Raw genomic sequence first — 23,346 nt, 5'->3', positions numbered from 1 at the left:
ACCCAGTTAAACCATAAAAAGATGATTATTCTAATCGCTATCGTAGTAGTATTTGCAGGGCTAGGCTTCTTCGTGAGTAACAAGCTGAAGCGAAAATTCAAAGAATACTCCCTGACTCCGCTGCAGGCTAACCTGTCAGGAGCAGAGATCGCCAGATTGATGCTGGCTGACAATAATATCCATGATGTACAAGTAGTCTGCGTAGAAGGTCAGCTGACCGACCACTATAATCCGATGAATAAGACTGTAAATCTGTCTCCTGATGTATTCTATGGAAGAAATGCGGCCGCCACAGCAGTAGCAGCACACGAGTGCGGTCACGCAGTACAGCATGCCACTTCCTATGCTTGGCTAAAAATGAGGTCTGCACTGGTGCCTATCCAGAACATTTCTGGCAAGATTCTCAACTTCGTTTTGATCGCTTCATTGCTTGGTGGTTTTGCTCTAGGCTTACCCAATGAATTGATTGGCTTTGTAGTAGTAGGTGCTTACGGAATTATGACCTTGTTTACTTTGGTTACTTTGCCTGTCGAATTTGATGCATCAAATCGGGCGTTAGCCTGGGTTCAAACCAGAAACATCGTTAACCGAAGTGAATATGACATGTCAAAGGATGCACTTCACTGGGCGGCGATGACGTATGTGGTAGCGGCCTTGGCTTCTTTGGCCACATTGGCCTACTATATTTATATTTTCTTTGGCAGCAGAGATTGATCCAGATCAAAATAATATTCCGAAAGGGGCAAGTTTTTGCCCCTTTTCTTTTTTAAGGCTATCTTTTCCATCGGAATATAGACCCAAAAAAATAAATATTACCTATGAATTTTCAACTGACTGAAGAGCATTTGGCGGTACAGGAAGCAGCCAGAGAATTTGCAAAATCAGAACTTCTACCCGGTGTCATCGAACGGGATACTGAAGCAAAATTCCCAAAAGAACAAGTCAAAAAGATGGGGGAATTGGGCTTCATGGGAATGATGGTGGACCCCAAATACAACGGTGGGGGAATGGATACGCTCTCCTATGTCATCGCAATGGAAGAGCTGTCAAAAATTGATGCCTCCGCCTCTGTGTCGATGTCAGTGAACAATTCCCTTGTCTGCTGGGGATTGGAAAAATACGGCACGGAAGAGCAAAAGCAAAAGTACCTCACCCGACTTGCTAGTGGTGAAGTTTTAGGAGCATTCTGCCTGTCCGAACCCGAAGCTGGCTCAGATGCTACTTCTCAAAAAACCAACGCCGAACTCAAGGGAGACCACTATATCCTAAACGGTACCAAAAACTGGATCACCAACGGATCTTCTGCAAGTATTTACTTGGTTATAGCCCAAACTGATGCTTCTAAAGGACACAAAGGAATCTCGGTGTTTATCGTGGAAAAAGGTTGGGAAGGATTTGTCATCGGAAAAAAAGAAGATAAACTAGGAATCAGAGGCTCAGATACACACTCCCTGATGTTTACCGATGTAAAGGTCCCAGTAGAAAACCGCATTGGTGAGGAAGGTTTTGGGTTTACATTCGCTATGGAAACACTCAATGGAGGTCGGATCGGAATTGCCGCCCAAGCGCTGGGTATTGCTGCAGGAGCTTATGAATTGTCCCTAGCCTACTCCAAAGAACGCAAAGCTTTTGGCAAACCCATCAGCCAACATCAAGCGATCCAGTTTAAGCTGGCAGACATGGCTACCCAAATTGAAGCAGCCAGACTTTTGGTATACAAAGCTGCCTGGCTCAAAGATCAGGAACAGGACTATGCACATGCCTCAGCCATGGCAAAACTCTATGCCTCAGAAGTTGCCATGAATGTGACCATCGAAGCTGTACAAGTACATGGAGGCTACGGTTATGTGAAAGAATATCATGTGGAGCGGCTGATGAGAGATGCCAAAATCACTCAGATTTACGAAGGAACATCTGAAATTCAACGAATTGTCATTTCTAGAGGAATTTTAAAGTAGCAAGTTCCAATTATTTTTGAAGGGTATAATTGCAAATAATTATACCCTTTTTTTATTTTTGTGCCGTGATTTCCAAAATATTCCTGTTTCTCCTTTGGAAAAATTATATTTTTGTCTCCTACCACAATTTACCCCGCCATGGATTATTACAACAAAGTCATTGAATCGGTACACGTCCGATTTTTGAAAGGAAACAACTTCAAGATTGAAAAGCCTGCTACGGTTTCAAACTATGAAGAAAATGAAAACAGCATGATTTTGCTGCACCATGGAACTTTAAAATTTGGGGAAGATCAGGAGATCGTCAATGAGGGTGAAGTGCTATTTCTTCCAAAAGGACAAAAAACACAACTCACCTTTGGCACCGGGACCAAAAAAAATGAGTTGGATATAGAGCAATTCCAAGAAAGCAAACGAAAATTCCTGCAAAGTCTCAGCATAAAAGAAATCAAATCCACAGAGGAGGATTGCATCTCCGTGATCCAGTTTGAATCCAAAGTATTTGATGTGGTTAATTTTTTCAATTCGCTGGATATCCCTCCTTTTATCATCCGATTCAATGACCGAATCGCCACACTTGTGGAAGATATCATGAAGGAGTTAGAAGTTTCAAACGTGGGAAAAGAACGCTCCTTAAAAGCTCAAACTGAGGTATTGGTCATTGAACTTTTGCGGCATATTCTTAAAAACAGACTCTTCACTGAGGAGCTATCAACGAATTCGACTTATTTCAAAGATCCTCGATTGATTGACCTTTTCAATTTTATCAAAGCAAATATCGGAGGTGATCTTTCCAATAAAGTATTGGCAAAAATCGCCAATGTATCCGAAGACTATGTAGGGCAATATTTCAAAATGCTAACCGGAATCAATCCGCAAGACTACATCGAATACCAACGAATGGAAGCCGCTGTGGTCTTACTGAGAACTTCCAAAAAATCGATCCGGGATATCGGTAAAGAAGTTGGCTACAAAGACACGGCCTATTTCTGCCGTCGATTCAAAATGATGTATGGCGTCCCTGCAGGCAAAATGCGCAGAAGAGAGTCGCTAATTAATGTTCAATGAGTGATTATAGGCATCCTTGATATCCAAGACCTCGGACAAAAATCCGGGGTCTTTTTCTATGGCGTTGCCTAAAACTATCAAGTCTGCACCCGCCTCAAATGCTGCCCTTACTTGCTGGGAATCTGACAATCCTCCACCCACTATCACGGGGAGTTTTAGGGCATTTTTCACCGCCGAAATGACCTGAGCACTTACCGGTGCCTGAGCTCCGCTTCCTGCATCCAGGTAAAAAAATCGCATCCCCATAAATTTACCCGCCAAAGCAGTCGCCTTCACATATTCCGGATCCTCATTGGAAAGAGGTAAAGTCTGGCTCACGGCATGGACGCTTAGTAGCTCCCCATTGTTGACCAGAATGTATCCAGTAGGTAGTACTTCCAGTTTGGACTGCTGCACTGTTAGCGCAGCCTGCACCTGATGGGAAATCAAATACTCTGGATTACGCCCGGAAATGAGCGTCAAAAACAATATAGCATCTGCAGAATGGGAAAACTGAAGATGAGAACCGGGGAAAATACAAATTGGGATGCTTCCTGCTATCTTTTTTAGGGATTGGATGATTCGATCAAAATTTCCACCTACCAAGCTACTGCCTCCTACCAAAATCAAATCAAGTCCGGAATTTTTGATCCAATAAAACTGATTCAAATCGATCTCTTTTTCAGGATCAACCAGCCAAGCAATCCCCTTTCGTCGGCTTTTAGCTAGATTTTTGAGCAGTCTACTTACTTTTTTCACCCGGCTTAGCATCTTCTGCTGGCGCAAAGATTTCATTGTATATTTTGTCTTTAGCCAAGGCAAGACCCAGAATCAACAAGCGCTGGGTAAGCGCAGGCCAAAACGTTGATTTTTTTGGTTTGGTAAGTCGCTGTTTGATCTCCTCATTGAGGAGGCCTTCTTTTTCCAAAACCTCCAGGGCCTTATCGGTAGTCTTATCTTTTTTCTTGCTTGTGGCTTTAAGAATACCATATGTCAACAGTGCACCCACAGCCACTACAGCACCTACTTTGAGCCATTCTTCTGAATCTTTTTTCAGCATTTCCATTTGCTTGGCAAGCGTCTGCTCCAATTCCTCTGATTTTTTTTCCAGGTCCTTACTCATCGTTATTTTCTTCTTTTTTCTTTTTGATTTGAAAAATGAAATTCTTCAACAAATCCTCAGTTCTTTTTTGAAGCTGAAGTGAATCCCGCGTGAGTACCATCAACAATACAACCAAAAAGTAAGCAAGGGCAACTAAAAGAAATCCCATATAAGGGCTCTTGGTGACTTGACTCAGGAAAAATGCCAGTGACAACGACAAAAATAAAAATACCAACAACAACATACTTCCGATTACAGTCAGCAGAATTATTCGGGACAGAATCCCAACGAATTCATCCTGTATTTCTTGCTTGACCAAGCTTACCCGAGTTTCGATAAGACTCTTGATAGTTTGGATCATTTCGGGAATTTTCAACATAATAGTGGGGATTTTAAGACCCTGGCTTCAGTTACTTTTGACCGAATATACTGGAAAACTAAGCCCCAAAAAAATAAGGAAGCCTCCCTTTACTCGGCACTCTCATAAAACTTGAACCTCAAAACCAACTCCAAAACCATCAGAATAGCTTGATTGACAGGATACTGATTGGCCAAAGATTCATCGATATCAGCCAGCTGGGTATAATAGGCAGTAGCCATCGGAATCTCCAAATCTGAATTGATCCGCGTGACGGTAAGCTCATAGGCTTCCTTTTTTTCAGTTTTCAGGATCTTGCAAGTAATCAGATCCTTCTGTCCATATTTTGTCTTGCGTGCGGAGGAACCAAAGAGCCTGCAGATCAGCCCTCTATTGGCATAGTTTCCGCAGAAACCTTTGGTAGGATCTGTCTTTTGGGATCGGTAAACGATACAATTGCCCAGTTGATCCTGCAGTGAAAGCTGATTTGCGATATCTTCAGCGATTCCCTTCTCATATAAATCAAAAGCAAGGGGTAAAAATTCCAAGGGATATGCTGGAACATCCGGATTGGCACAACAAAATCCACAACCTGAAATACAACTCATTCCCGACTCTGCATGAAATTGTTTCGATTCTTCATCGAGTTCCAGAAAGAGTTTTCGGACCGCTTGGGACTTTTCTAATAAGTTCATACTTCAGTTGATTCTGTCGGCAAAAGTAGCTTAAGTATTGCCCATAAATATCCATGTTGAGGTCATTTTTTCTCACTGACTATCAGGGACTTGAAATTACGCCTTGGTATTTCACCACCTTTTCCCTAGGAGAATCGTTTTTTTGAAAGCAAAATCAAAATGAACATGAGCAACTTGGAACAAAACGACGCAGAGGAACGAATCAGGAAAGCCTTCAAAGAAAGGGATTGGAGTGAAATCAGAAGCGAGGATTCCTGGGCAATTTTTAAAATCATGTCAGAATTTGTCGAGGGATATGAAAAACTGGCAAAGATCGGTCCCTGTGTATCTATCTTCGGCTCCGCAAGGACTCCGAGGGATCATGAATATTACAAAATGGCTGAAGAAATCGCCGCAAAGCTCGTCCGTCATGGATATGGGGTGATCACTGGAGGAGGACCTGGTATTATGGAAGCGGGCAACAAAGGAGCCTATTCAGAAGGAGGCAAATCTGTTGGGCTGAATATTGTCCTACCTTTTGAACAGTTCAACAACATCTATATCGATCGGGACAAACTATTAACCTTCGACTATTTTTTCGTGAGAAAGGTCATGTTCATGCGCTATGCACAGGGATTTGTAGTTTTACCGGGAGGATTTGGTACGCTGGATGAATTCTTTGAAGCGCTGACTTTGATCCAGACCAATAAAATCGGCAGGTTCCCCATTGTACTTGTTGGAAAATCATATTGGGAAGGTCTGGTAGACTGGATCAAAAAGACGCTTTTGGCAGAAAACAACTACATCAAAGAAGAGGATCTGGATCTGTTCTGTGTTGTAGATGACGCCACCGAAGCGGTACGGGTGATCGATGAATTTTATAGTAAGTATCTACTCAGTCCCAATTTCTGATGGATCGAAAAGCAAAAACCACCTTTTGCGGTGGTTTTTGCTTTATCTCTTTATCCGACCTTGAGCCGGAGTTCTCCTTGCCTTTTGACTACTTTAAGTTCAAAATACTGATTGATGAATGCCTTGCAGTGGTTCTCTGCCCACTCGGCACGGGTTTCAGTATCATAGAGTAGGGTCATTCGGAGCATGGTTTTTACATACTGTTCGTGCTGGCCCAGTTCCTTTATCCAAGATATAAATCCTGCCTCCCACTCTTCCTTGAATTTGTCAAAGTGTGAACGCCCGTCGAATAACAATTCCAGTTGGTTGTCCCGGTTTTTGAACCGATAAATTCCACAAAGTTGTCGATAAATCAGTTGCACCCGGTCTTTTGGAAAATCAAAGGTATCCAGAATCAAGGCGTAGGTTTGATCCATCAATCGAAGTGGATTGTACATGTATGTATAAGACCGCTTGAGCTCATAGATCATCTGATCTATCAATTCCTCCTCCAGAACAAACTGCGCTTGTCTGAGAATGTAATTTTTGTCCAGCGGAAAAAGCTTATCTATCATGTATGCATCAGGGTTCTGGCAAAAGTACAATTTATCTTTTTTAAATTCGAAAATACAGATCGAATTCAAAGAAAAACTAAACACTAAACCCTAATGAATTAGACCATTAGGCCGAATAGAAAGGCTAATTGTACCTTAATTTTTTTTACCAGTCCGCCGGTCTTTTTGCTTGGTAGGCTGACATTTGATCCAGCAAGTCCACAGGATCATCAGAGACAATGAGCATTTCTTCCTGCTCGGGATAGAGAAAACCTTCCCCCATGGCGTGATTCAAAAAATCAATGAGCTTGTCGTAATATCCGTTGACATTATATAGAGCAAGAGGCTTTTGGATGTAATGCAGCTGATTGAGTGTCATAACTTCAAAGAGTTCCTCCAAAGTACCTATTCCTCCGGGCATCGCGATAAATCCATCCCCACGCTCCGCCATCAGCCATTTTCTATCCCGCATGGTCTCAACTATGATCAGCTCAGTACATCCGGTGTGTGCCACTTCCCGATCCACCAATTTCTGCGGAATGATACCTAGTACCTCCTTACCAGCGGCCAGCATTTCATCTGCAATGACTCCCATCAAGCCTACTCTTCCTGCCCCGTACACCAAAGAAAGCTCCCGACGAATCATCTCCATAACCAATGCTCTAGCTCCTGCTTCATAGACAGTGCTGTTTCCCTTTTTTGATCCGCAGTAGATTGTGATTTTCTTCATACCCCGAAAATAATGGATTTTGGCTCACGACTCCTATGACACATCAGTCATGGAAGCCTTAATCCACCCAGAAATAAGAAATTGTTGAATAATTCACAGAAATATAATTTTGGATCAATTTTCAATTTTCTGGCCGACCTTTGTGATTGGATGTCACTGCTAACCAAAATCCACCCTCCATGAAAATCTGCTTCGCCACTAATAATCTAAAAAAAATAGAGGAAGTAAAAGCCGCTTTGGGTTCTGAATTTGAAATCGTCTCCCTTCAAGATATCGGATGCTTCGAAGAACTCCCAGAGACAGGAGATACGCTTGACCACAATGCATTTCAAAAAGCCCGGTATGTCAAATCAAATTTTGGGGTAGACTGCTTTGCAGATGACACTGGATTGGAAGTGGATGCCCTGGACGGTGCACCGGGGGTTTATTCCGGACGATTCGCCGGTGAACCTAGAAGTGACGAGCGAAACATCGCGCTACTTTTAGACAAAATGAGCGGCATAAGTGATCGAAAGGCACGATTCCGTACAGTCATTGCCTTAATCCTAGAGGATAGAGAGTACGCCTTTGAAGGAGTAGCTTCGGGTGAGATTTTGGGGGAAAAAGTCGGTTCGGGTGGATTTGGATATGACCCCGTCTTCAGACCCAATGGATTTGACAGAACTTTTGCTGAATTGAGCCTAGTGGAAAAAAATGAAATCAGTCATCGAGGGAAAGCCGTCAAAGCTTTGATTTCCTTTCTGAGAAACAGAAATATCGGAGATAAAGCTTAAAATGAATTAACTTTGGCAGCAATGAAAAAACCATTCATCGTCGGGATCACGGGAGGTTCGGCCTCAGGCAAAACATTGTTTTTAGAACGACTCCTTAGCAGTTTTGATCCCGGAGAAGTCTGTCTCATTTCTCAGGACAACTATTACAAACCTCGCCATCAGCAGCCGATAGATGCTCAGGGGGTGTACAATTTTGATACACCTCACAGTATTGACTTCGAGCAGTACGCAGCTGATATTCGCAAAATCCAGGATGGTGAAACTGTCTACAGAGAAGAATATACCTTCAACAACGCCGCTAAAACCCCGAAGATGTTAACCTTCTCCGCAGCCCCAGTGGTTGTAGTGGAGGGGATTTTTGTACTCTATTATCCGGAATTGACTGATCTGCTTGACTTGAAGATTTTTATTGATGCCAAAGATCACATCAAACTAAAGCGTCGGATCATTAGAGATAAAATCGAACGGGGCTATGACCTAGACGATGTACTCTATCGGTATGAAATGCACGTGATGCCGACCTATGAAAAGTACATTGCTCCTTTCAAAAATGAAGCAGACTTAATAGTTCCCAATAATTCCAGTTTTGACATGGCTCTGGATGTCATCCGCAATTATTTGCGGGCTAAATCGGGACGATAACTCAAAAATCCCAGCCTAAAAAGTTTGATTTTCAAATATTGTCTATATTTGCCCCGCATGAAGCGAGTTCTCGAGAGACCATGGTCTCACGTTAAACCCGACTCAAGTCCCATTTCAAAAAGCACTGAATTCCAAAAAGTAAACAAGTGAAAAACAGGATCATCCATAACAGTCTCTTTCAGCAGCGATTTACGCTGTTGATGGCATTGCTGTTCTGCCTGTTTATCTCCAGTGTGGAATATGTGCCTCAGGATGGTGCGGCGAGCAAATCAGAGCAATCATCTGAGAATCCAGACCAGACTTTTATCAGTGTAGCGGTAGATGCAGTAGTGCCTTTCGTGCTTCATGTGGCCGATACAGTTCTCTATTTAATTTATCAGATTTTCAGTTTTGAACTGAAAATCCCTAGCCTTCAGGCAGTTTCAGCTTTTATACCCAATCAGCTGGTAGAGATCCTTTTCACTAGGATTATCTCTACCAAGGGCCCCTGATCACCATTTTTTTACTGGATAATTACCAACGCCAAACCACTATAGGTTTGGTCTTCACTTGTATTTCCTAATCAATTTAACTATTCATTTATCATGCAAAACAAAGGTATCATTGTGTTCTTGACGGTGATTGTTACAGCATTATGTCTGTACTATCTGTCATTCACATTCGTATCAAATGGAATCCAGCAAAAAGCAGAAGCTTATGCAACGGACGCCTCTGGCAATATCGATTTTGCCAAAAAAAGGGCCTACCTCGACTCAGTGTGGAGGGAACCTGTCTACAGCTTTCTGGGCGGTGACTTCACGTATCAGGAAATCAAAGAAACCGAATTAGGACTTGGTCTTGACCTTCAGGGCGGGATGCATGTGACCTTGGAAGTTTCTCCAGTAGAAATTGTCAAAGGACTTGCCGGTAATCCAAAGGATGAAGGATTCAACAAATCCGTGGCTGAGGCAAGAGAAGAAGCAAAAACTTCAAACTCGAAGTTTGTGGACTTATTCTATGCAGCTTGGCAGAGAAACAATCCCGGAAAAAACCTAAGCAGCATTTTCGCTACAGCTGCCAACAGAGGCCGAATCTCTCTCGAATCCTCCGATTCTGAAATCCTCGACATCATCGATACGGAAGTTGAAAACGCCATCGGTAGATCCTTCAATATCCTCAGAACGCGTATTGACCGATTTGGGACCTCTCAGCCAAACATTCAGCGAATCGCAGGAACTGGCAGAATCCAAATCGAACTTCCGGGAGTGGACAATCAGGAGCGAGTGAGAAACATGCTCCAGGGTGTTGCCAAACTACAATTCTGGGAAGTATTGGAGCTTAACGAATACGGTGGAGCTATCGAAACAATCAATTCCACCTGGGTAGCAGATCAAAAAGCAAATCCAACAGCAGCAGATACGACTTCATCAGAAGAACTTTCTTCTGAGGATTCTCTGAGAAACGCACTGGAAAAGCAATTGGAGCAACTTGACCCAATCAACAACGCTGCCAACGTATCTCCGCTGATTAGCTTGATGAAAGCCAACTATGGCCTGGTATATGACGTGCGTGACACCATCACCATCAATAGGATTATTAAAAATGAGCGTTACAAGTCCTTCTTACCGAGAGATCTTAAGCTACTCTGGGGCGTAAAACCTACCCAGGCTACAGATGGAAGCGGTGCAGAGCTTTTGGAACTTTATGCCATCAAAACCGTCCGTGGCTCAGATCAAGCTCCGTTGGAAGGTGATGTGGTGACAGACGCCAGACAGACCTTGGATCAGACTTCTCGTCCAGCTGTATCCATGCAAATGAATGCAGACGGGGCAAGAAAGTGGAGAAACCTAACCGGTCAGAATGTCGGTAGAAGAATCGCTGTCGTACTCGATGACTATGTTTACACAGCACCAGTCGTAAACGGTGAAATTCCTAGTGGACAATCAGAGATTGCCGGAAACTTTACCCTTCAGGAAGCCCAGGATTTGGCTAATATCCTAAAGTCAGGTTCACTTCCTGCTCCTACCCAAATCGTGGAGGAAAGCATCATCGGCCCTACTTTGGGTAAGGAAGCACAAAACCAAGGTGTATTCTCCATGATCGCTGGTCTCACGCTCGTAGTACTTTTCATGGTGGCATACTATGCCAAAGGTGGATTGGTTGCCATCGCAGCATTGGTCTTCAACATCTTCTTTATCCTTGGAATCCTCGCTCAGCTGGGAACAGCGTTGACTTTGCCTGGTATCGCAGGTATAGTATTGACCATTGGTATGTCGATCGATGCCAACGTGTTGATTTTTGAACGAATCAAAGAAGAACTTCGGAATGGTGTCGGTCTGATGGCTGCTATAAATGCTGGATACAGCAAAGCCTTCTCAGCGATCCTGGATGGCAACGTGACTACATTCCTTACTGGAGCGATTCTTTATGCTTTGGGTCAAGGCCCTGTCAAAGGTTTCGCTATCGTATTGATGATCGGTATCGCCTGCTCGTTCTTCTCCTCAGTATTCATCACCCGGGTGATCGTGTCTTGGATGACTTCCAAAGGCGACAAGAGTAACATTAACTTCACTGCTCCATTTGCCAAAAATGCACTTTCCGGTCTGAACATCGACTTCATGGGCAAAAGGAAAGTGGCCTACTTGATCTCTACTTCAATTATCGTAGTTGGTCTTGGAATAGCTGCTATCAATGGATTGAAATTCGGTGTAGACTTCACCGGTGGACGATCCTACATCGTTGCATTCAACGAACCTGTCGTTTCCTCTGATCTGAAGACAGGTTTGGATGGTGAATTTGACGGTTCGGTAGAAGTGAAGACTTACGGATCAAATAATACACTGAAAGTCACCACTTCCTATCTGATCAATGAAGACGACGATGCCTCCAACAAGGAAGTCGAAGCCAAAGTGAAAGAAGGTATTGCTGCAGTTACAGGATTTACTTATGTTGAAAATGCCGAGCAAATCACCGATGGTCAGTTCTCCATTACAGGCTCCTCCAAAGTGGGAGCAACTGTAGCAGACGACATCAAAGCCTCCTCAGCTGAAGCAATGATCGTGGCCCTGATTGCCATCTTCCTCTACATCTTACTTAGATTCCGTAAGTGGCAATTCTCCCTTGCTTCTATTGTAGCGTTGGTTCATGATACGCTTTTCGTGATTGCAGCATTCGCGATCGCAAGCGTATTTGGAGCTACATTTGAGATCGATCAGGTGTTCATCGCTGCGGTGCTTACAGTTATCGGTTATTCGATCAACGATACCGTGATTGTATTTGACCGTATTCGGGAAAACATCGAAAACAGGGGAACCAACAAGCTGGTGAAAGTTTTCAACGATTCGATCAATCAGACCTTGGGCAGAACCTTGATCACATCTTTCACGACCTTGATTGTGGTGATTGTGCTTCTATTCTTTGGTGGAGAGGTATTGAGAGGTTTCTCTTTTGCACTTTTCGTTGGTATCGCAGTAGGTACTTATTCTTCCATCTACATAGCTACGCCTATTGTGGTGGATTTGATGAAGCGAGAAATCGAGAATGAAGGCAACCCAGCGCCTAAAGAGGTGAAGAAAGTAGTCTAAGTTAAAATCTAAACAATAATTTAAAGGAGCGGGAGTTATCTCGCTCCTTTTTTCATTGCGCAGATTGGACAAAAACCAGTATCTTTTGCAATATTAAAACCTCTAAAAAACTTAACTCTAGTATGGAAATCAGCAAGGCGGACTTCGAACAAATGAAAGCGAAGTATGATCAGGAAGTGAAAAAAGGAAAATCCGGTAAGAACAAAAATAAAGACATTGACAATCAGACCAATTGGGTTTCCTATACCAAAGAGGACCTACTGGAGGTTCTTGGCCAAGATGGCGTAATAGGAATCAAGTTTCACTTTACGGAATACACTCAAAAAGTCGCCGAAGAATTCTATGGTGACCAGGCCGATCTGTATGTAGGCAGACTGGGCATAGTCTATTCTCCAATTTATGATTCCTCTGATAAAGACCAGTCAATGGATTCATCGGGACCGTACTACGATAGGGGACAGATCTGCCCACCTGCATGCCAGTAAAATTCTAAAATGATAGAATTAAATCTAGAATCGTTTTTTGGCAGAATGGACTACTATCCAATTGCGTTAATTGGAACTGCCTTACTTGGTCTTTTTGGATATTTTCTATTGCCAAAGGAGCAAAAAAAAAGTAAGGCAATTAAACTATCCCTTTGGATTGTAGTCCTGATCGCCTTCTACGAAAACCTGGGTGGATTAATTGTTTCTCAAGGAATAAGTAACTCTTGGGTCTACAATCTATTTAATTCACATGTTGCTACGATTTTGTTCCTTCTATTAATCAAAAGCTTCCTGAAGCAAAGAAATCACCAGATTTCAATTAACGTATTTATCGTTTTTTTTCTCTCTGTTTCTACTGTTTTGCATCTCAAAGGAATTTCGCATTACAATGACGGAGGGGAGTACATTTCTTTTTTGAATACTGTCCTGATCCTATGCAGCTGTGGCTTGTATTTTTATGAATTGATTACCATGGATGAATTTCTTGAAGTGAATCCATTGAGAGAATTTAGTTTTTGGGCTTCAACTGCGATTTTATTTTATTTTTCCTCTTCGTTCATGATTTACATTTCCTTCACCTATTTATATACCAATCATCCGGATATCTTTTGGATGGTCAGGGAAATCCCAAGAATCATGGCGATACTTTGCAACCTCCTTCTTTGTTTAAGTATTTATGCCTTAGTTTTAAAAGCTAAATTCCAGGTAGAAATCATCCATGTCTGAGCAGGAAAGTCAGTTTCTTTTAATTCTCTTTGGCGGGATATTCTTTGCATTCCTCATGTCAGTTTTTGTGGTTGCAATGGTCATTATTCATCGTCAGCAGCAAGTCAGAAGCCGTGAAAAGCTTAATCAGATAAAAGTCGAGCACGAAAAGACGCTGCTCTATGTAGAAAACGAAATCCAGCAGGAAACCCTTACGCATATCGGTCGTGAACTACATGATAACATAGGTCAGCTGCTTTCACTGGCCAAAATCAGTCTTCATTCTGTCAAGCCAGAGAGACAATCCGAAGGCAAAGAATACATCAATCAAATCATCAAGGAAGTTCGTGTCTTATCCAAATCCCTCAATCTGGACTGGGTCGAGTCAGTTTCTTTGGATGATTTTATTCAGCAGCAATTGGACAAAATCCAAAGGACAGGACTTTGTGAAGTCCAATTTCAATCTGATGGTTCTTTTCTAGAACTGAAAAAAGACCAAAAACTGGTCCTCATTCGAGTCATTCAAGAATCACTAAATAACGCCCTCAAGCACGCTCAGCCCAGTAAAATTGCCATTCAGGTAAGTCAACATGACACGTTTAGGAAGATTGAGATCAAGGATGACGGCAAGGGTTTTGACACGACAATCCAATCCCAAGGAAGTGGGATGTATAACCTCAAAAAGCGAATGGAATCCATCGGTGGAAAATTCTATCTGACATCTGCAGTCGGAAATGGAACCCATATCACATTGGAGTTGCCATTTTGAATTTCCCTAGTTAACTTCCAAATCTTTAGTAATCACTCCTATTGCCTAACTACACATTAGTATTATGATCCGAATCGCGCTTGCCGATGACCATAAATTATTTGCAAAAGGACTGGAAGGGCTCATTGAAGAACATGAGGGATTTTTGGTAACTGGACTTTTTCCAAACGGAAAAGAATTGCTTGAATACCTCGACACAGAAGAAGTTGATATCGTATTGACCGATCTCAATATGCCTATCATTGATGGATTCGGAGTGATCAAGCATTGCAAAAAACATCATCCCGAGCTAAAAGTGATCGTCCTATCCATGTATGATGACGAGAAGATATTCAAAGAATGCATCAAATTGGGCGCAGAAGCCTTTATCTTAAAAGATGCAGATCCTGACGAATTGATCTTTACTATCAATGAAGTATATGAAGGGAGGTATCTTTTGGCTTACAATAGAGTGATCCAACAGGCGGATTTGCTGCCTTTTTTTGATGCGTTCCGGGAAAAGTACCGCCTGTCGCGCCGCGAAACTCAAATCCTAAAGATGATCAGCGACGGCATGCTCAACCGAGAAATCGCTGATGCCCTAAGCTTAAGCATTCAGACAATTGAGACTCACCGAAAAAACATTCACCTGAAGCTTCAAGTCACTTCCCGGGTCGAATTGCTCAAAAAGGTGAATGAAATGCAACTCTAAACTTAAATCGATATGACTACCCCCATTCGCACCGGACTGATTGGCTATGGTTCGGTAGCTGAAAAAATGCATGCTCCTTTGATCTCTGCCTGTCCAGACTTGGATTTCGTGGCAGTTGTGGAGCGAAACGGCAATCGATGTGAGGAAAAATTCCCCAATGTGCGGACGTTTCGAAGCCTCGATGAACTACTAGAGAACGATTTTGTAGATCTCATCTGTATCACAACACCCAATGAATTTCACTTTCCGATGGCCAAGCAATGTCTGCTTGCCGGAAAGCATGTCGTCGTGGATAAACCTGTAACAGTCTTTTCGTACGAAGCGGAGGAGCTAGAGCAGATTGCCCAAGAAAAAAATCTTATCTGTAGCGTCTTTCACAACCGCAGATTCGACGGAGATTTCCGCACATTACAAAAGTTGGTTGCAGAGCAAATCCTTGGAAATCTGGTCTACCTGGAATCTCATTTTGATCGCTTCAGACCGCAGGTCTCTGAAAACTGGAGGGAGAAAAACGTGCCTGGAAACGGCATCACCTATGACTTAGGATCCCACCTCCTTGATCAGGTGGTACTGCTTTTTGGAAAACCCGATTCCATCTTTGCAGATATCCAGAAACAGCGAAAAAATGCGATTGCAGACGATTATTTTGACATTTTGCTTTTCTATCCTGACTTCAAAGCTCGGGTGACAGCAGGAGTATTGGTCAATGTCCCGACACCCAAATTTTTGCTTTTAGGTGAAAAAGGAAGCTACCAAAAGTTCTTTTTAGATGTACAGGAGCAAGCCTTCAAAGATGGACTAAAACCGGAAGGTGAACATTGGGGAGTAGAGCCCGAAGAGCGGTGGGGCAGACTTTTTCTGGAGAATGAAACTGTTCCCTATCCGAGTGTAAATGGTGATTACAGGATTTTTTATCAAAACGTGGCTGATGCCATTCTGAAGCAAACTCCGCTTCAGGTGACCTTGCCCCAAACCCTATCCGTACTGAAAATCATCGAAGCTGCATTCACAAGTTCCGCGGAAGGCCGTAAAATCTGGATACAGGAAGGAGGCTGGTAACCGGTTTGGCTTGGCCTTTGTCTTTCTAGAGGCCTAACCAACGATAAACTAGCATGAAAAAGCTATTCTTTTTCTCAATCCTATTTCTTGGGATTGTTTCGATCTCGCAGGCTCAAGTAAGTGTAGGGATCAATTTCCAAAGTTCTAGAACCTTCATCACCGTCGGGACAGATCCAGACAAGGAGTTTTTTGGGGAAGGCCGACTGGGTCTCGGTCGCAATGTAGGTCTGGAGCTCGTCGGTGCCTATAATTTTGTGCAAAAAACCGATGTCAACGGATACGTAGGCTTGGGCTTGGGCCTCTTTGACCATTATCACCCTCGCAGGGACAGGGATTACAATGAGGTTTACCTGGCTATCCCGGTCGGTGTATTGATCAAACCTTTTGACAACAAAAACTTCGGCTTTCTTATCGAAGCAGCACCGGTTTTCTATGACGAATATGGCAGCTATCTCCGAGGTGGAATAGGGGTAAAATATACGTTTAGGTAAAAATCAATTTTCATTCAAAAGCCTCCGAGATCGAGTCTCGGAGGCTTTTTCATTTATAAGAAAATGGTAAATCCAAAGCGCGGATTAATCAGAAATCCAGCTCGGAATTCGGATCTAGAACGGTTTCCCTCCAGTAAAAACTTAGTTTTTTCATACTGAATAAGATTTGTCTGCATATGAACTCCAAGTTTGGGACTGATCAGGTATTGTAATCCGAGGGTACCGTTTGCTGATATTGCTCTTTGCTGAACTTCAATCATTTTTCCGCTTGGTTCATTACTTATTGTCTTTTGCCTAACCCAAAAGATCTCTGATTCAATTCCTCCAAAAAAAGAAAGGGTTTCGTTGATTGGGAAATACTTCCTTAGAAAAAGACCTCCCCCATAGTTCAGAGTATTCCCTTTTTTATAATTATAAGGGATATTTGGATCGTAGTCTTTATTTCTACTCCATGAACTTCCCAATATTCCAGATAATCCAATTGCAAGATTATCCGCTACAAAATAGCCCGCTTTAGGATGAAGGGTAAAACCAGAGACAGGATTTGACTTTTCATCTGTATCCGGGAAATAGCTTCTACTTCTTTCCAATCCTGCACTTCCTTCCAGCATCCATGAACCTTTTTGCATTTGAGCTTTTGATTCTGCTGACCAAAAGCCGACTGCTAAAATCAATATCAATAACTTTTTCATTTCTTATTCAGGAAAAAGTGAGCGCCGATACCAAATGACTCACTACTGAGATTGAAATTAAACGAATTGGAATTCTGGTCCGGATAACTTGACCCCACTTCATTTTTATTCACTGAGTGCGAAAAAGAAAGCGGATTCATAGATAAATCAACACTCATCCAGTTGGTTGGGAAAAATGCCAAGCCCAAAGTTCCTCGAAAATTAAAAACACTTGTACTTCGCTCATAATTTTGGTCAGGGAAAGAGGAATAGGTCTGTTTTATCTTCCCTGAACTGTAACCCAATTCAGCCTGACCATAAAAAGCAACCCATTCTTTGACAGGAAAATAGCGTCTCACAAATGGACCAAAGCCAAATTGATTTGATTTATTGTTGTAAAGTTCACCATTTTGAAATGTAGTTTCATTATTAAATGAATAGAAATTGAATGCTAATCCAACGACTGTTCGATCAGAAAAAAATACCCCAAGTACTGGGCCGATATAGAAATTATTAGATTCACTCGTTTGACTAAATACTCCTTGTGTATCATTTATATCGCTATTTGTAGTAGAATAATTAAGCGTCCCTCCGAAAATCTTATTCCCTTTTTGTAATTGGGCAAAGCCGCTAAATGACAGCAGCAATAGTGGAAAAATGAGTAAAAGGGTTCTGTTCATTTTGTAGAGGGTTTAGTTAAATTTTAAAAAGATCAACGGAAGTCTTTTTAATTAGTTATCGTTTTTTTCAGTAATAATATCCTCACAGTTCAAAAATGAATCATTTTGTTTTCTTCTTTTATTCATATATGGGCGAAAAATCTTTAATGTAGACCATTAGAACAAGGAAGAAGTCAGTTCAAATCATTTTGTTTCCTTATTTTTGCGGCCTATGGCAAAGACAGAAACTCCCGGCGAAAACGCCCAACTGAAAGATATTATTTCCCATGCCAAAGAGTATGGATTTGTGTACCCAAGCTCAGAGATCTATGACGGTCTGCAGGCAGTATATGACTATGGAGCTTACGGAGTCGAACTGAAAAACAACCTGAAGCGCCTCTGGTGGGAAACCATGACCCGCGTGCAGGATAATATCGTAGGCATCGATGCTGCTATTTTTATGCATCCGACCACTTGGAAAGCTTCCGGTCACGTCGACAGCTTCAACGATCCGATGATTGATAACAAGGACAGCAAAAAACGCTACCGTGCCGATGTACTCGTCGAAGAGCATGCCGCCAAACTCGAAAAAGAAGGTCAAGCGGAGAAAGGAAAGTCTCTGACAGCTGCTTTGGCTAGACTCCTTGAAGCAGAAGATTTGGATGGAGTTCGCGACTTGATTACAAACGAAGGCATCAAATGTCCGATCAGCGGCACCTCCAACTGGACCGATGTGCGTCAATTCAATTTGATGTTTTCCACCCAAGTGGGCTCAGTGGCTGAAGATTCCTCCACCATTTATTTACGCCCAGAGACTGCTCAGGGAATTTTTGTGAACTTTTTGAACGTGCAGAAAACTGCCCGAATGAAAGTTCCTTTCGGTATCGCTCAAATCGGAAAAGCTTTCAGAAATGAAATAGTCGCCCGTCAGTTCATTTTCAGAATGCGGGAATTTGAGCAAATGGAAATGCAGTTTTTCATCCGCCCTGGTACGGAAATGGACTGGTACGCCTACTGGGCTGAAACCCGGATGAAATGGCATTTGGCTTTGGGTACGCCTTCGGCAAAGCTTAAAAAGCACGACCACGAAAAATTGGCTCACTACGCCAATGCAGCGATGGACATCGAGTTTGAATTCCCTTTTGGATTCAAAGAAGTGGAAGGAATCCACTCCAGAACTGATTTTGACCTAAAGAGTCACCAGGAATTCTCCCGCAAAAAACAGCAATACTTCGATCCGGAGATCAATCAGAATTACATTCCTTACGTGATCGAGACTTCGATCGGAGCGGATCGACTCTTCTTATTGACCCTTTGCAACGCGTATACAGAGGAAAATTCGGAAGACAAAAGCAGAACCTATCTGAAGTTCCATCCCGCCATCGCTCCGGTAAAAGCTGCCATTCTACCTATCGTGAAAAAGGACGGTCTTCCTGAAAAAGGAAAAGAAATCATGGAATTGCTGAAGTATGACTTCAATGTCATCTATGAAGATGCAGCTTCGATCGGTAAGCGATATGCTCGTCAGGATTTGATCGGTACGCCATTCTGTATCGCCGTGGATCATCAGACCCTGGAAGACAATACCGTCACGATTCGTCATCGAGACACCACCGAGCAAGAGCGAGTAGCCATCTCTGAACTCCATGGCCGAATCGCTGAGGCGACTAGCTTTAGACGGATATTTGAAAAACTTTGATTTCGGAATTGCGATTTCGGATTTCAGAATTAAAAAAGCCGTCAGAATTAAGCTTCTGGCGGTTTTTCCTTTTTTATCTTAAATCTTATGTCTTGATTCTTGCCTCTTGCTTCTAAAACTCAATCTTCCCCTTTTCCTCCCCTTTTCCCAAAAGCAAACTTCGGGGAGACTTGGACTGAAAGTACACATGCACAATATTCTGCTGTCCATCAAAGTCATCCAAAAGAATTGTGTTTTTAACTTCGACTGATTTTGGCACTTCGGCCTTAGAAGATTCCAGATAAAACCAAGCCGCATCCTCTTCGATCTCGTAGCCTAAATAAGTCAAGGAAAGAGCTTTACCATTAACAATGACTTGATTATGCTTGAGCAAATAGCGCTTAAGCTGATTTTCAAGCTTGGTCTTGTCTTTTGGATTGAGAAAATCCACTTTTTCCTGAAACTCGCTGCCCAAAGCCACTTCAAGATCATCCCAAAAAATCTTCTGCGCAATCTCCATCCGTTGACTTTCAGGATTGAAGCGCATCTCCGTCAAGCTGATGAAAAAAGGATGGAAAACTGATTTCCAAGTAAATAGAATTACTAAAATGTAAAGCTGTTGCATTTGGTCAGGGCATTAGGCCTTTTGTGGGAATTTACCTGTATTTTCGTCGCAATTTACTTCTTTAGCAGTACTTATCCCCATCTATGAATTCCTTTCAATTATATTTCAAACTAGGATTACAGCATATTCTGGACATTCAGGGTTTTGATCATATCCTATTTGTTTTGGCGCTCTGTGCAGTCTATGTAGCGAGAGATTGGAGGAAAATCCTGATTCTGATCACAGCGTTTACGATAGGACATTCACTCACTTTAGCCTTGGCCACATTCAATGTGGTCAATTTCCGATCCGAGGTCATCGAATTCCTGATTCCGGTTACCATCGCATTTACTGCTTTGGCCACCTTATTCAAACCGAAACCCAGCACTGGTCGGGGCATCCAACTGAACTACCTCTTTGCCGTTTTCTTTGGCTTGATCCATGGCTTGGGATTTTCCAATTACCTCAAAGAATTACTTGGAAAAGAAACCAGCATCTGGCAACCGCTTCTTGCATTCAACCTTGGCTTGGAAGTAGGCCAAATCGTAATTGTCGCTTCATTCCTACTGTTGACATCACTAGTCAATCTTGCCGGAGTCAATCGCAAGGAGTGGACCTTAATCGTATCGGCATTTGTGCTGGGCGTTGCGTGCATGTTGATGCTTGAGACCAAATTTTGGTAATAAATCACCCGCTAAAACAGAATTCTTTTCTGTTTGGCTTTCAATTCGTTACTTAGTGCACTATTAGTTTTGTGAAGATTATGATAAAAAAACTACTTGCCCTCTCAGCTTTCACCCTGCTGGGAGTTTCACCTATTCTTGCTCAGGATACTGAGCAAAATCATGCGGTACGATTTGAGCAGCTGGGTACCATGCTCCGTACACCCAATGTCTACCGGACTGCATCAGGAGCACCAGGTCACATGTACTGGCAGCAGCAAGCCAACTACGTGATCGATGTCGAGCTCAACGATGACAACCAGTCCATCAAAGGTACAGAGACCGTCACCTACATCAACAACTCCCCGGATCAGCTGACCTATCTCTGGATTCAGCTTGATCAGAATAACCGAAGCAAAGATTCTGACACGCCAAAAGTGACCGAATCCAGCATCAATCCTCAGATGAGCCTTCGCCAACTGGAAAATATCCTTTGGCACTCGGATGACTACGATCTGAAAATCGCATCCATCAAGGACGCTTCCGGTGCTCCACTGAACGTGGCCATCAACAAAACGATGATGCGAGTCGACCTTCCTCAGCCATTGAAAGCAGGAGAAAGCTTCAGCTTTTCCATCGACTGGAGCTTCAATATCCACGACCGAATGGGTTTCATCGGTGGACGTCCGGGCTATGAGTTTTTTCCCAAGGATGGAAACTACCTCTACACCATGGCAGAGTGGTTCCCCAGAATGGCCGTTTACTCAGATTTCCAAGGCTGGCAAAACAAGCAATTTTTAGGCTCGGGTGAATTTGCCCTGACTTTTGGCAATTACGAAGTGCGCATCACCGTACCGGCAGATCACATGGTCGGAGCAACTGGCGTGCTTCAGAATCCGGAAGAAGTGCTTTCTGCTACCGAACTTGACCGATGGAATAAAGCCAAGAAGACTTACGACGAACCGGTAATCATCCGAACTCAAGCGGAAGCGGAAGCTTTGGAAAAGAAGAAAGCCTCCGGCAAAAAGACCTGGATCTATAAAGCTGAAAATGTCCGTGACTTTGCCTGGACTTCCTCCAGAAAGTTTATCTGGGATGCAATGGCAGTGAAACAAGGCGGAAAAGACGTGATGGCAATGTCTTATTATGGCAAGGAAGGCAACCCACTTTGGGAGCAATATTCCACCAAAGTCGTAGCTCACACGATCAAGTCTTACTCTTCACATACGTTCGATTATCCTTACCCAACGGCCATCTCCGTAGAAGCAAGCAACGGGATGGAATACCCGATGATCTGCTTCAACTACGGTCGTCCGGATGAAGATGGCACCTACTCCGAAGCGGTTAAATACGGCATGATCGGCGTAATCATTCACGAAGTGGGTCACAACTTCTTCCCGATGATCGTCAACTCAGACGAGCGGCAATGGACTTGGATGGATGAGGGTTTGAATACCTTCATGCAATTCATGGCCGAGCAGGAGTGGGATAGAAATTACCCTTCACGCAGAGGTCCTGCGCACAAGATCGTTCCTTACATGAGTAGTGAAAAAGACATGCTGGAGCCGATCATGACCAATTCCGAAAATATCATTCAGTTTGGTCCAAATGCCTATGCTAAGCCGGCTACTGCATTGAATATCCTTCGTGAAACTGTCATGGGAAGGGAGCTTTTCGACTATGCTTTCAAAGAGTATGCAAGAAGATGGATGTTTAAGCATCCAACCCCGGATGATTTGTTCAGAACAATGGAGGACGCTTCGGCAGTAGATTTGGACTGGTTCTGGAGAGGTTGGTTCTACGGAACTGATCCGGTGGATATCTCGATCGAGAATGTATCTTGGTACAAGCTGGACAACAGGCCTCCTGCTGAGCGAGCTGCTGAAGCAAAAGCAGCTTACGACAGGGAAGAAGACTACATCACGCGTGAATTCAACAAAACAGATGTGACTCAGACCGTTTTGGAAGCGGATCCAAAAACCCGCGACTTCTACAACAGCTACAATCGCTTTGCAGTCACTCCGGAAGATGATGCCAAATACAAGAGTTTTGTAGCAAGTCTAAGCGAGCGTGAAAAAGCCGTTTTCAACAGCAACATGAACTTCTATGAGATGACTTTCAGAAACGTGGGAGGTTTGGTGATGCCATTGATCATCGAATTCCACTATGCAGACGGCACTTCAGAGATTGAGCGGATTCCTGCTGAGATCTGGAGAAAAAATGAAACCCAGGTGACCAAAGTTTTTGCGAAACAAAAAGAAGTCGTGCGCTTCGTGCTAGATCCTAAGCGTGAAACTGCCGACATCGACGAAAGCAGCAATTACTGGCCAAGACAATATCAGCCGACGCGATTTGAGATGTTCAAAAGCACAGGTGGTGCAAGAGGCGCTTCGACAGGAGATAATCCGATGAAGAAGGCTCAAAACAAAAAGTAAAAACAAGCCCCGAGGGAAATTCCTTCGGGGCTTTTTTTGGTTAGGAGAATTTCTCATAGTGCTGCTCTGCTTGTCACATTGAGCGAAGTCGAAATGCAGCTATATTTACTGTAAATGGCCTTCGTACTGCCCAACTCTCGTTGGT

Annotated in this window: 26 protein-coding genes; 17 read left to right on the top strand and 9 right to left on the bottom strand. The window is 43.0% G+C overall.

The features are described 5' to 3' along the window. Window positions 1-21 precede the first annotated feature (21 nt). The 3 genes from DK188_RS02385 to DK188_RS02375 all read left to right on the top strand — a co-directional run bounded on the left by DK188_RS02385 (window position 22) and on the right by DK188_RS02375 (window position 3,026). A complete protein-coding gene (locus tag DK188_RS02385; protein ID WP_394335832.1) occupies window positions 22-714 on the top strand; it encodes a zinc metallopeptidase in 693 nt (230 codons plus the stop codon). Window positions 715-818: 104 nt separating this feature from the next. Continuing rightward, window positions 819-1,958 carry an acyl-CoA dehydrogenase gene (locus DK188_RS02380; protein ID WP_111669173.1) on the top strand — a complete coding sequence of 380 codons (1,140 nt, stop codon included), beginning with the start codon at window positions 819-821 and terminating at the stop codon, window positions 1,956-1,958. A gap of 138 nt (window positions 1,959-2,096) precedes the next feature. Next, window positions 2,097-3,026, top strand: coding sequence for an AraC family transcriptional regulator (locus DK188_RS02375; RefSeq protein WP_111669172.1), 930 nt, complete (start codon window positions 2,097-2,099; stop codon window positions 3,024-3,026). On the opposite strand, the gene DK188_RS02370 is transcribed toward DK188_RS02375, so the two are convergent. The 4 genes from DK188_RS02370 to DK188_RS02355 all read right to left on the bottom strand — a co-directional run bounded on the left by DK188_RS02370 (window position 3,009) and on the right by DK188_RS02355 (window position 5,160). Beyond that, a complete protein-coding gene (locus tag DK188_RS02370; protein ID WP_232825640.1) occupies window positions 3,009-3,800 on the bottom strand; it encodes a phosphoglycerol geranylgeranyltransferase in 792 nt (263 codons plus the stop codon). The genes DK188_RS02375 and DK188_RS02370 overlap by 18 nt on opposite strands. Further along, the gene (locus tag DK188_RS02365) at window positions 3,748-4,128 is read right to left on the bottom strand and encodes a hypothetical protein (protein ID WP_111669171.1); all 381 of its coding nucleotides are present in this window, start codon (window positions 4,126-4,128) and stop codon (window positions 3,748-3,750) included. Before DK188_RS02365 ends, DK188_RS02370 begins: the two co-directional genes overlap by 53 nt. Beyond that, complete coding sequence (locus DK188_RS02360; RefSeq protein ID WP_111669170.1) at window positions 4,121-4,486, bottom strand: phage holin family protein; 366 nt, start codon at window positions 4,484-4,486, stop codon at window positions 4,121-4,123. The genes DK188_RS02365 and DK188_RS02360 overlap by 8 nt, the downstream gene beginning before the upstream one ends. A gap of 89 nt (window positions 4,487-4,575) precedes the next feature. Beyond that, window positions 4,576-5,160, bottom strand: a complete 585-nt coding sequence (locus DK188_RS02355; protein ID WP_111669169.1) for a YkgJ family cysteine cluster protein — start codon at window positions 5,158-5,160, stop codon at window positions 4,576-4,578. 159 nt (window positions 5,161-5,319) lie between these two features. Between DK188_RS02355 and DK188_RS02350 the strand changes: the two genes are divergently transcribed. Then, window positions 5,320-6,051, top strand: coding sequence for an LOG family protein (locus tag DK188_RS02350; RefSeq protein ID WP_111669168.1), 732 nt, complete (start codon window positions 5,320-5,322; stop codon window positions 6,049-6,051). A gap of 50 nt (window positions 6,052-6,101) precedes the next feature. On the opposite strand, the gene DK188_RS02345 is transcribed toward DK188_RS02350, so the two are convergent. Both DK188_RS02345 and DK188_RS02340 read right to left on the bottom strand, forming a co-directional pair. Beyond that, window positions 6,102-6,605 carry a hypothetical protein gene (locus tag DK188_RS02345; RefSeq protein WP_111669167.1) on the bottom strand — a complete coding sequence of 168 codons (504 nt, stop codon included), beginning with the start codon at window positions 6,603-6,605 and terminating at the stop codon, window positions 6,102-6,104. A gap of 145 nt (window positions 6,606-6,750) precedes the next feature. Then, window positions 6,751-7,314 (bottom strand): LOG family protein, encoded by a 564-nt coding sequence (locus DK188_RS02340; RefSeq protein WP_111669166.1) that lies wholly within the window; start codon window positions 7,312-7,314, stop codon window positions 6,751-6,753. Window positions 7,315-7,493: 179 nt separating this feature from the next. Here DK188_RS02340 and DK188_RS02335 point away from each other — a divergent pair, with 179 nt between their 5' ends. The 10 genes from DK188_RS02335 (at window position 7,494) to DK188_RS02290 (ending at window position 16,492) form a co-directional block, all read left to right on the top strand. Next, complete coding sequence (locus DK188_RS02335; protein WP_111669381.1) at window positions 7,494-8,087, top strand: non-canonical purine NTP diphosphatase; 594 nt, start codon at window positions 7,494-7,496, stop codon at window positions 8,085-8,087. A 21-nt stretch (window positions 8,088-8,108) separates the two neighbouring features. Beyond that, entirely contained in the window at window positions 8,109-8,729 is a 621-nt protein-coding gene (gene udk / locus DK188_RS02330; RefSeq protein WP_111669165.1) for a uridine kinase, read from the top strand. 146 nt (window positions 8,730-8,875) lie between these two features. Then, window positions 8,876-9,220 carry a hypothetical protein gene (locus DK188_RS02325; protein ID WP_111669164.1) on the top strand — a complete coding sequence of 115 codons (345 nt, stop codon included), beginning with the start codon at window positions 8,876-8,878 and terminating at the stop codon, window positions 9,218-9,220. A gap of 93 nt (window positions 9,221-9,313) precedes the next feature. After that, complete coding sequence (secDF, locus tag DK188_RS02320; RefSeq protein ID WP_111669163.1) at window positions 9,314-12,292, top strand: protein translocase subunit SecDF; 2,979 nt, start codon at window positions 9,314-9,316, stop codon at window positions 12,290-12,292. Window positions 12,293-12,414: 122 nt separating this feature from the next. Next, window positions 12,415-12,777 carry a molecular chaperone DnaK gene (locus tag DK188_RS02315; RefSeq protein WP_111669162.1) on the top strand — a complete coding sequence of 121 codons (363 nt, stop codon included), beginning with the start codon at window positions 12,415-12,417 and terminating at the stop codon, window positions 12,775-12,777. A gap of 9 nt (window positions 12,778-12,786) precedes the next feature. Next, a complete protein-coding gene (locus DK188_RS02310; protein WP_157963146.1) occupies window positions 12,787-13,503 on the top strand; it encodes a hypothetical protein in 717 nt (238 codons plus the stop codon). Beyond that, window positions 13,496-14,251, top strand: coding sequence for a sensor histidine kinase (locus DK188_RS02305; RefSeq protein WP_111669160.1), 756 nt, complete (start codon window positions 13,496-13,498; stop codon window positions 14,249-14,251). Before DK188_RS02310 ends, DK188_RS02305 begins: the two co-directional genes overlap by 8 nt. Before the next feature lie 64 nt (window positions 14,252-14,315). Then, window positions 14,316-14,942, top strand: a complete 627-nt coding sequence (locus DK188_RS02300) for a response regulator transcription factor (protein WP_111669159.1) — start codon at window positions 14,316-14,318, stop codon at window positions 14,940-14,942. 12 nt (window positions 14,943-14,954) lie between these two features. After that, complete coding sequence (locus tag DK188_RS02295) at window positions 14,955-16,001, top strand: Gfo/Idh/MocA family oxidoreductase (protein ID WP_111669158.1); 1,047 nt, start codon at window positions 14,955-14,957, stop codon at window positions 15,999-16,001. A gap of 53 nt (window positions 16,002-16,054) precedes the next feature. Next, window positions 16,055-16,492: an outer membrane insertion C- signal gene (locus DK188_RS02290; protein WP_111669157.1), complete on the top strand. Its 438-nt coding sequence runs from the start codon at window positions 16,055-16,057 to the stop codon at window positions 16,490-16,492. 53 nt (window positions 16,493-16,545) lie between these two features. On the opposite strand, the gene DK188_RS02285 is transcribed toward DK188_RS02290, so the two are convergent. Then, the gene (locus tag DK188_RS02285; protein WP_111669156.1) at window positions 16,546-17,184 is read right to left on the bottom strand and encodes an outer membrane beta-barrel protein; all 639 of its coding nucleotides are present in this window, start codon (window positions 17,182-17,184) and stop codon (window positions 16,546-16,548) included. After that, the gene (locus DK188_RS02280; RefSeq protein ID WP_111669155.1) at window positions 17,181-17,843 is read right to left on the bottom strand and encodes an outer membrane beta-barrel protein; all 663 of its coding nucleotides are present in this window, start codon (window positions 17,841-17,843) and stop codon (window positions 17,181-17,183) included. Before DK188_RS02280 ends, DK188_RS02285 begins: the two co-directional genes overlap by 4 nt. Before the next feature lie 211 nt (window positions 17,844-18,054). Between DK188_RS02280 and DK188_RS02275 the strand changes: the two genes are divergently transcribed. Further along, a complete protein-coding gene (locus DK188_RS02275) occupies window positions 18,055-19,521 on the top strand; it encodes a glycine--tRNA ligase (protein ID WP_111669154.1) in 1,467 nt (488 codons plus the stop codon). 112 nt (window positions 19,522-19,633) lie between these two features. Here DK188_RS02275 and DK188_RS02270 read toward each other — a convergent pair whose 3' ends face one another. Continuing rightward, window positions 19,634-20,125 (bottom strand): DUF6702 family protein, encoded by a 492-nt coding sequence (locus DK188_RS02270; protein WP_111669153.1) that lies wholly within the window; start codon window positions 20,123-20,125, stop codon window positions 19,634-19,636. A gap of 83 nt (window positions 20,126-20,208) precedes the next feature. Between DK188_RS02270 and DK188_RS02265 the strand changes: the two genes are divergently transcribed. Both DK188_RS02265 and DK188_RS02260 read left to right on the top strand, forming a co-directional pair. Next, window positions 20,209-20,787, top strand: coding sequence for a HupE/UreJ family protein (locus DK188_RS02265; RefSeq protein ID WP_111669152.1), 579 nt, complete (start codon window positions 20,209-20,211; stop codon window positions 20,785-20,787). Window positions 20,788-20,867: 80 nt separating this feature from the next. After that, window positions 20,868-23,201: a M1 family metallopeptidase gene (locus tag DK188_RS02260; protein WP_111669151.1), complete on the top strand. Its 2,334-nt coding sequence runs from the start codon at window positions 20,868-20,870 to the stop codon at window positions 23,199-23,201. The last annotated feature ends 145 nt before the right edge of the window (window positions 23,202-23,346 follow it).

This window comes from Algoriphagus litoralis (assembly GCF_003259255.1).
GTDB classification, from domain to species: Bacteria; Bacteroidota; Bacteroidia; order Cytophagales; family Cyclobacteriaceae; genus Algoriphagus; species Algoriphagus litoralis.
This window is presented reverse-complemented; position numbering and strand designations above follow the sequence as displayed.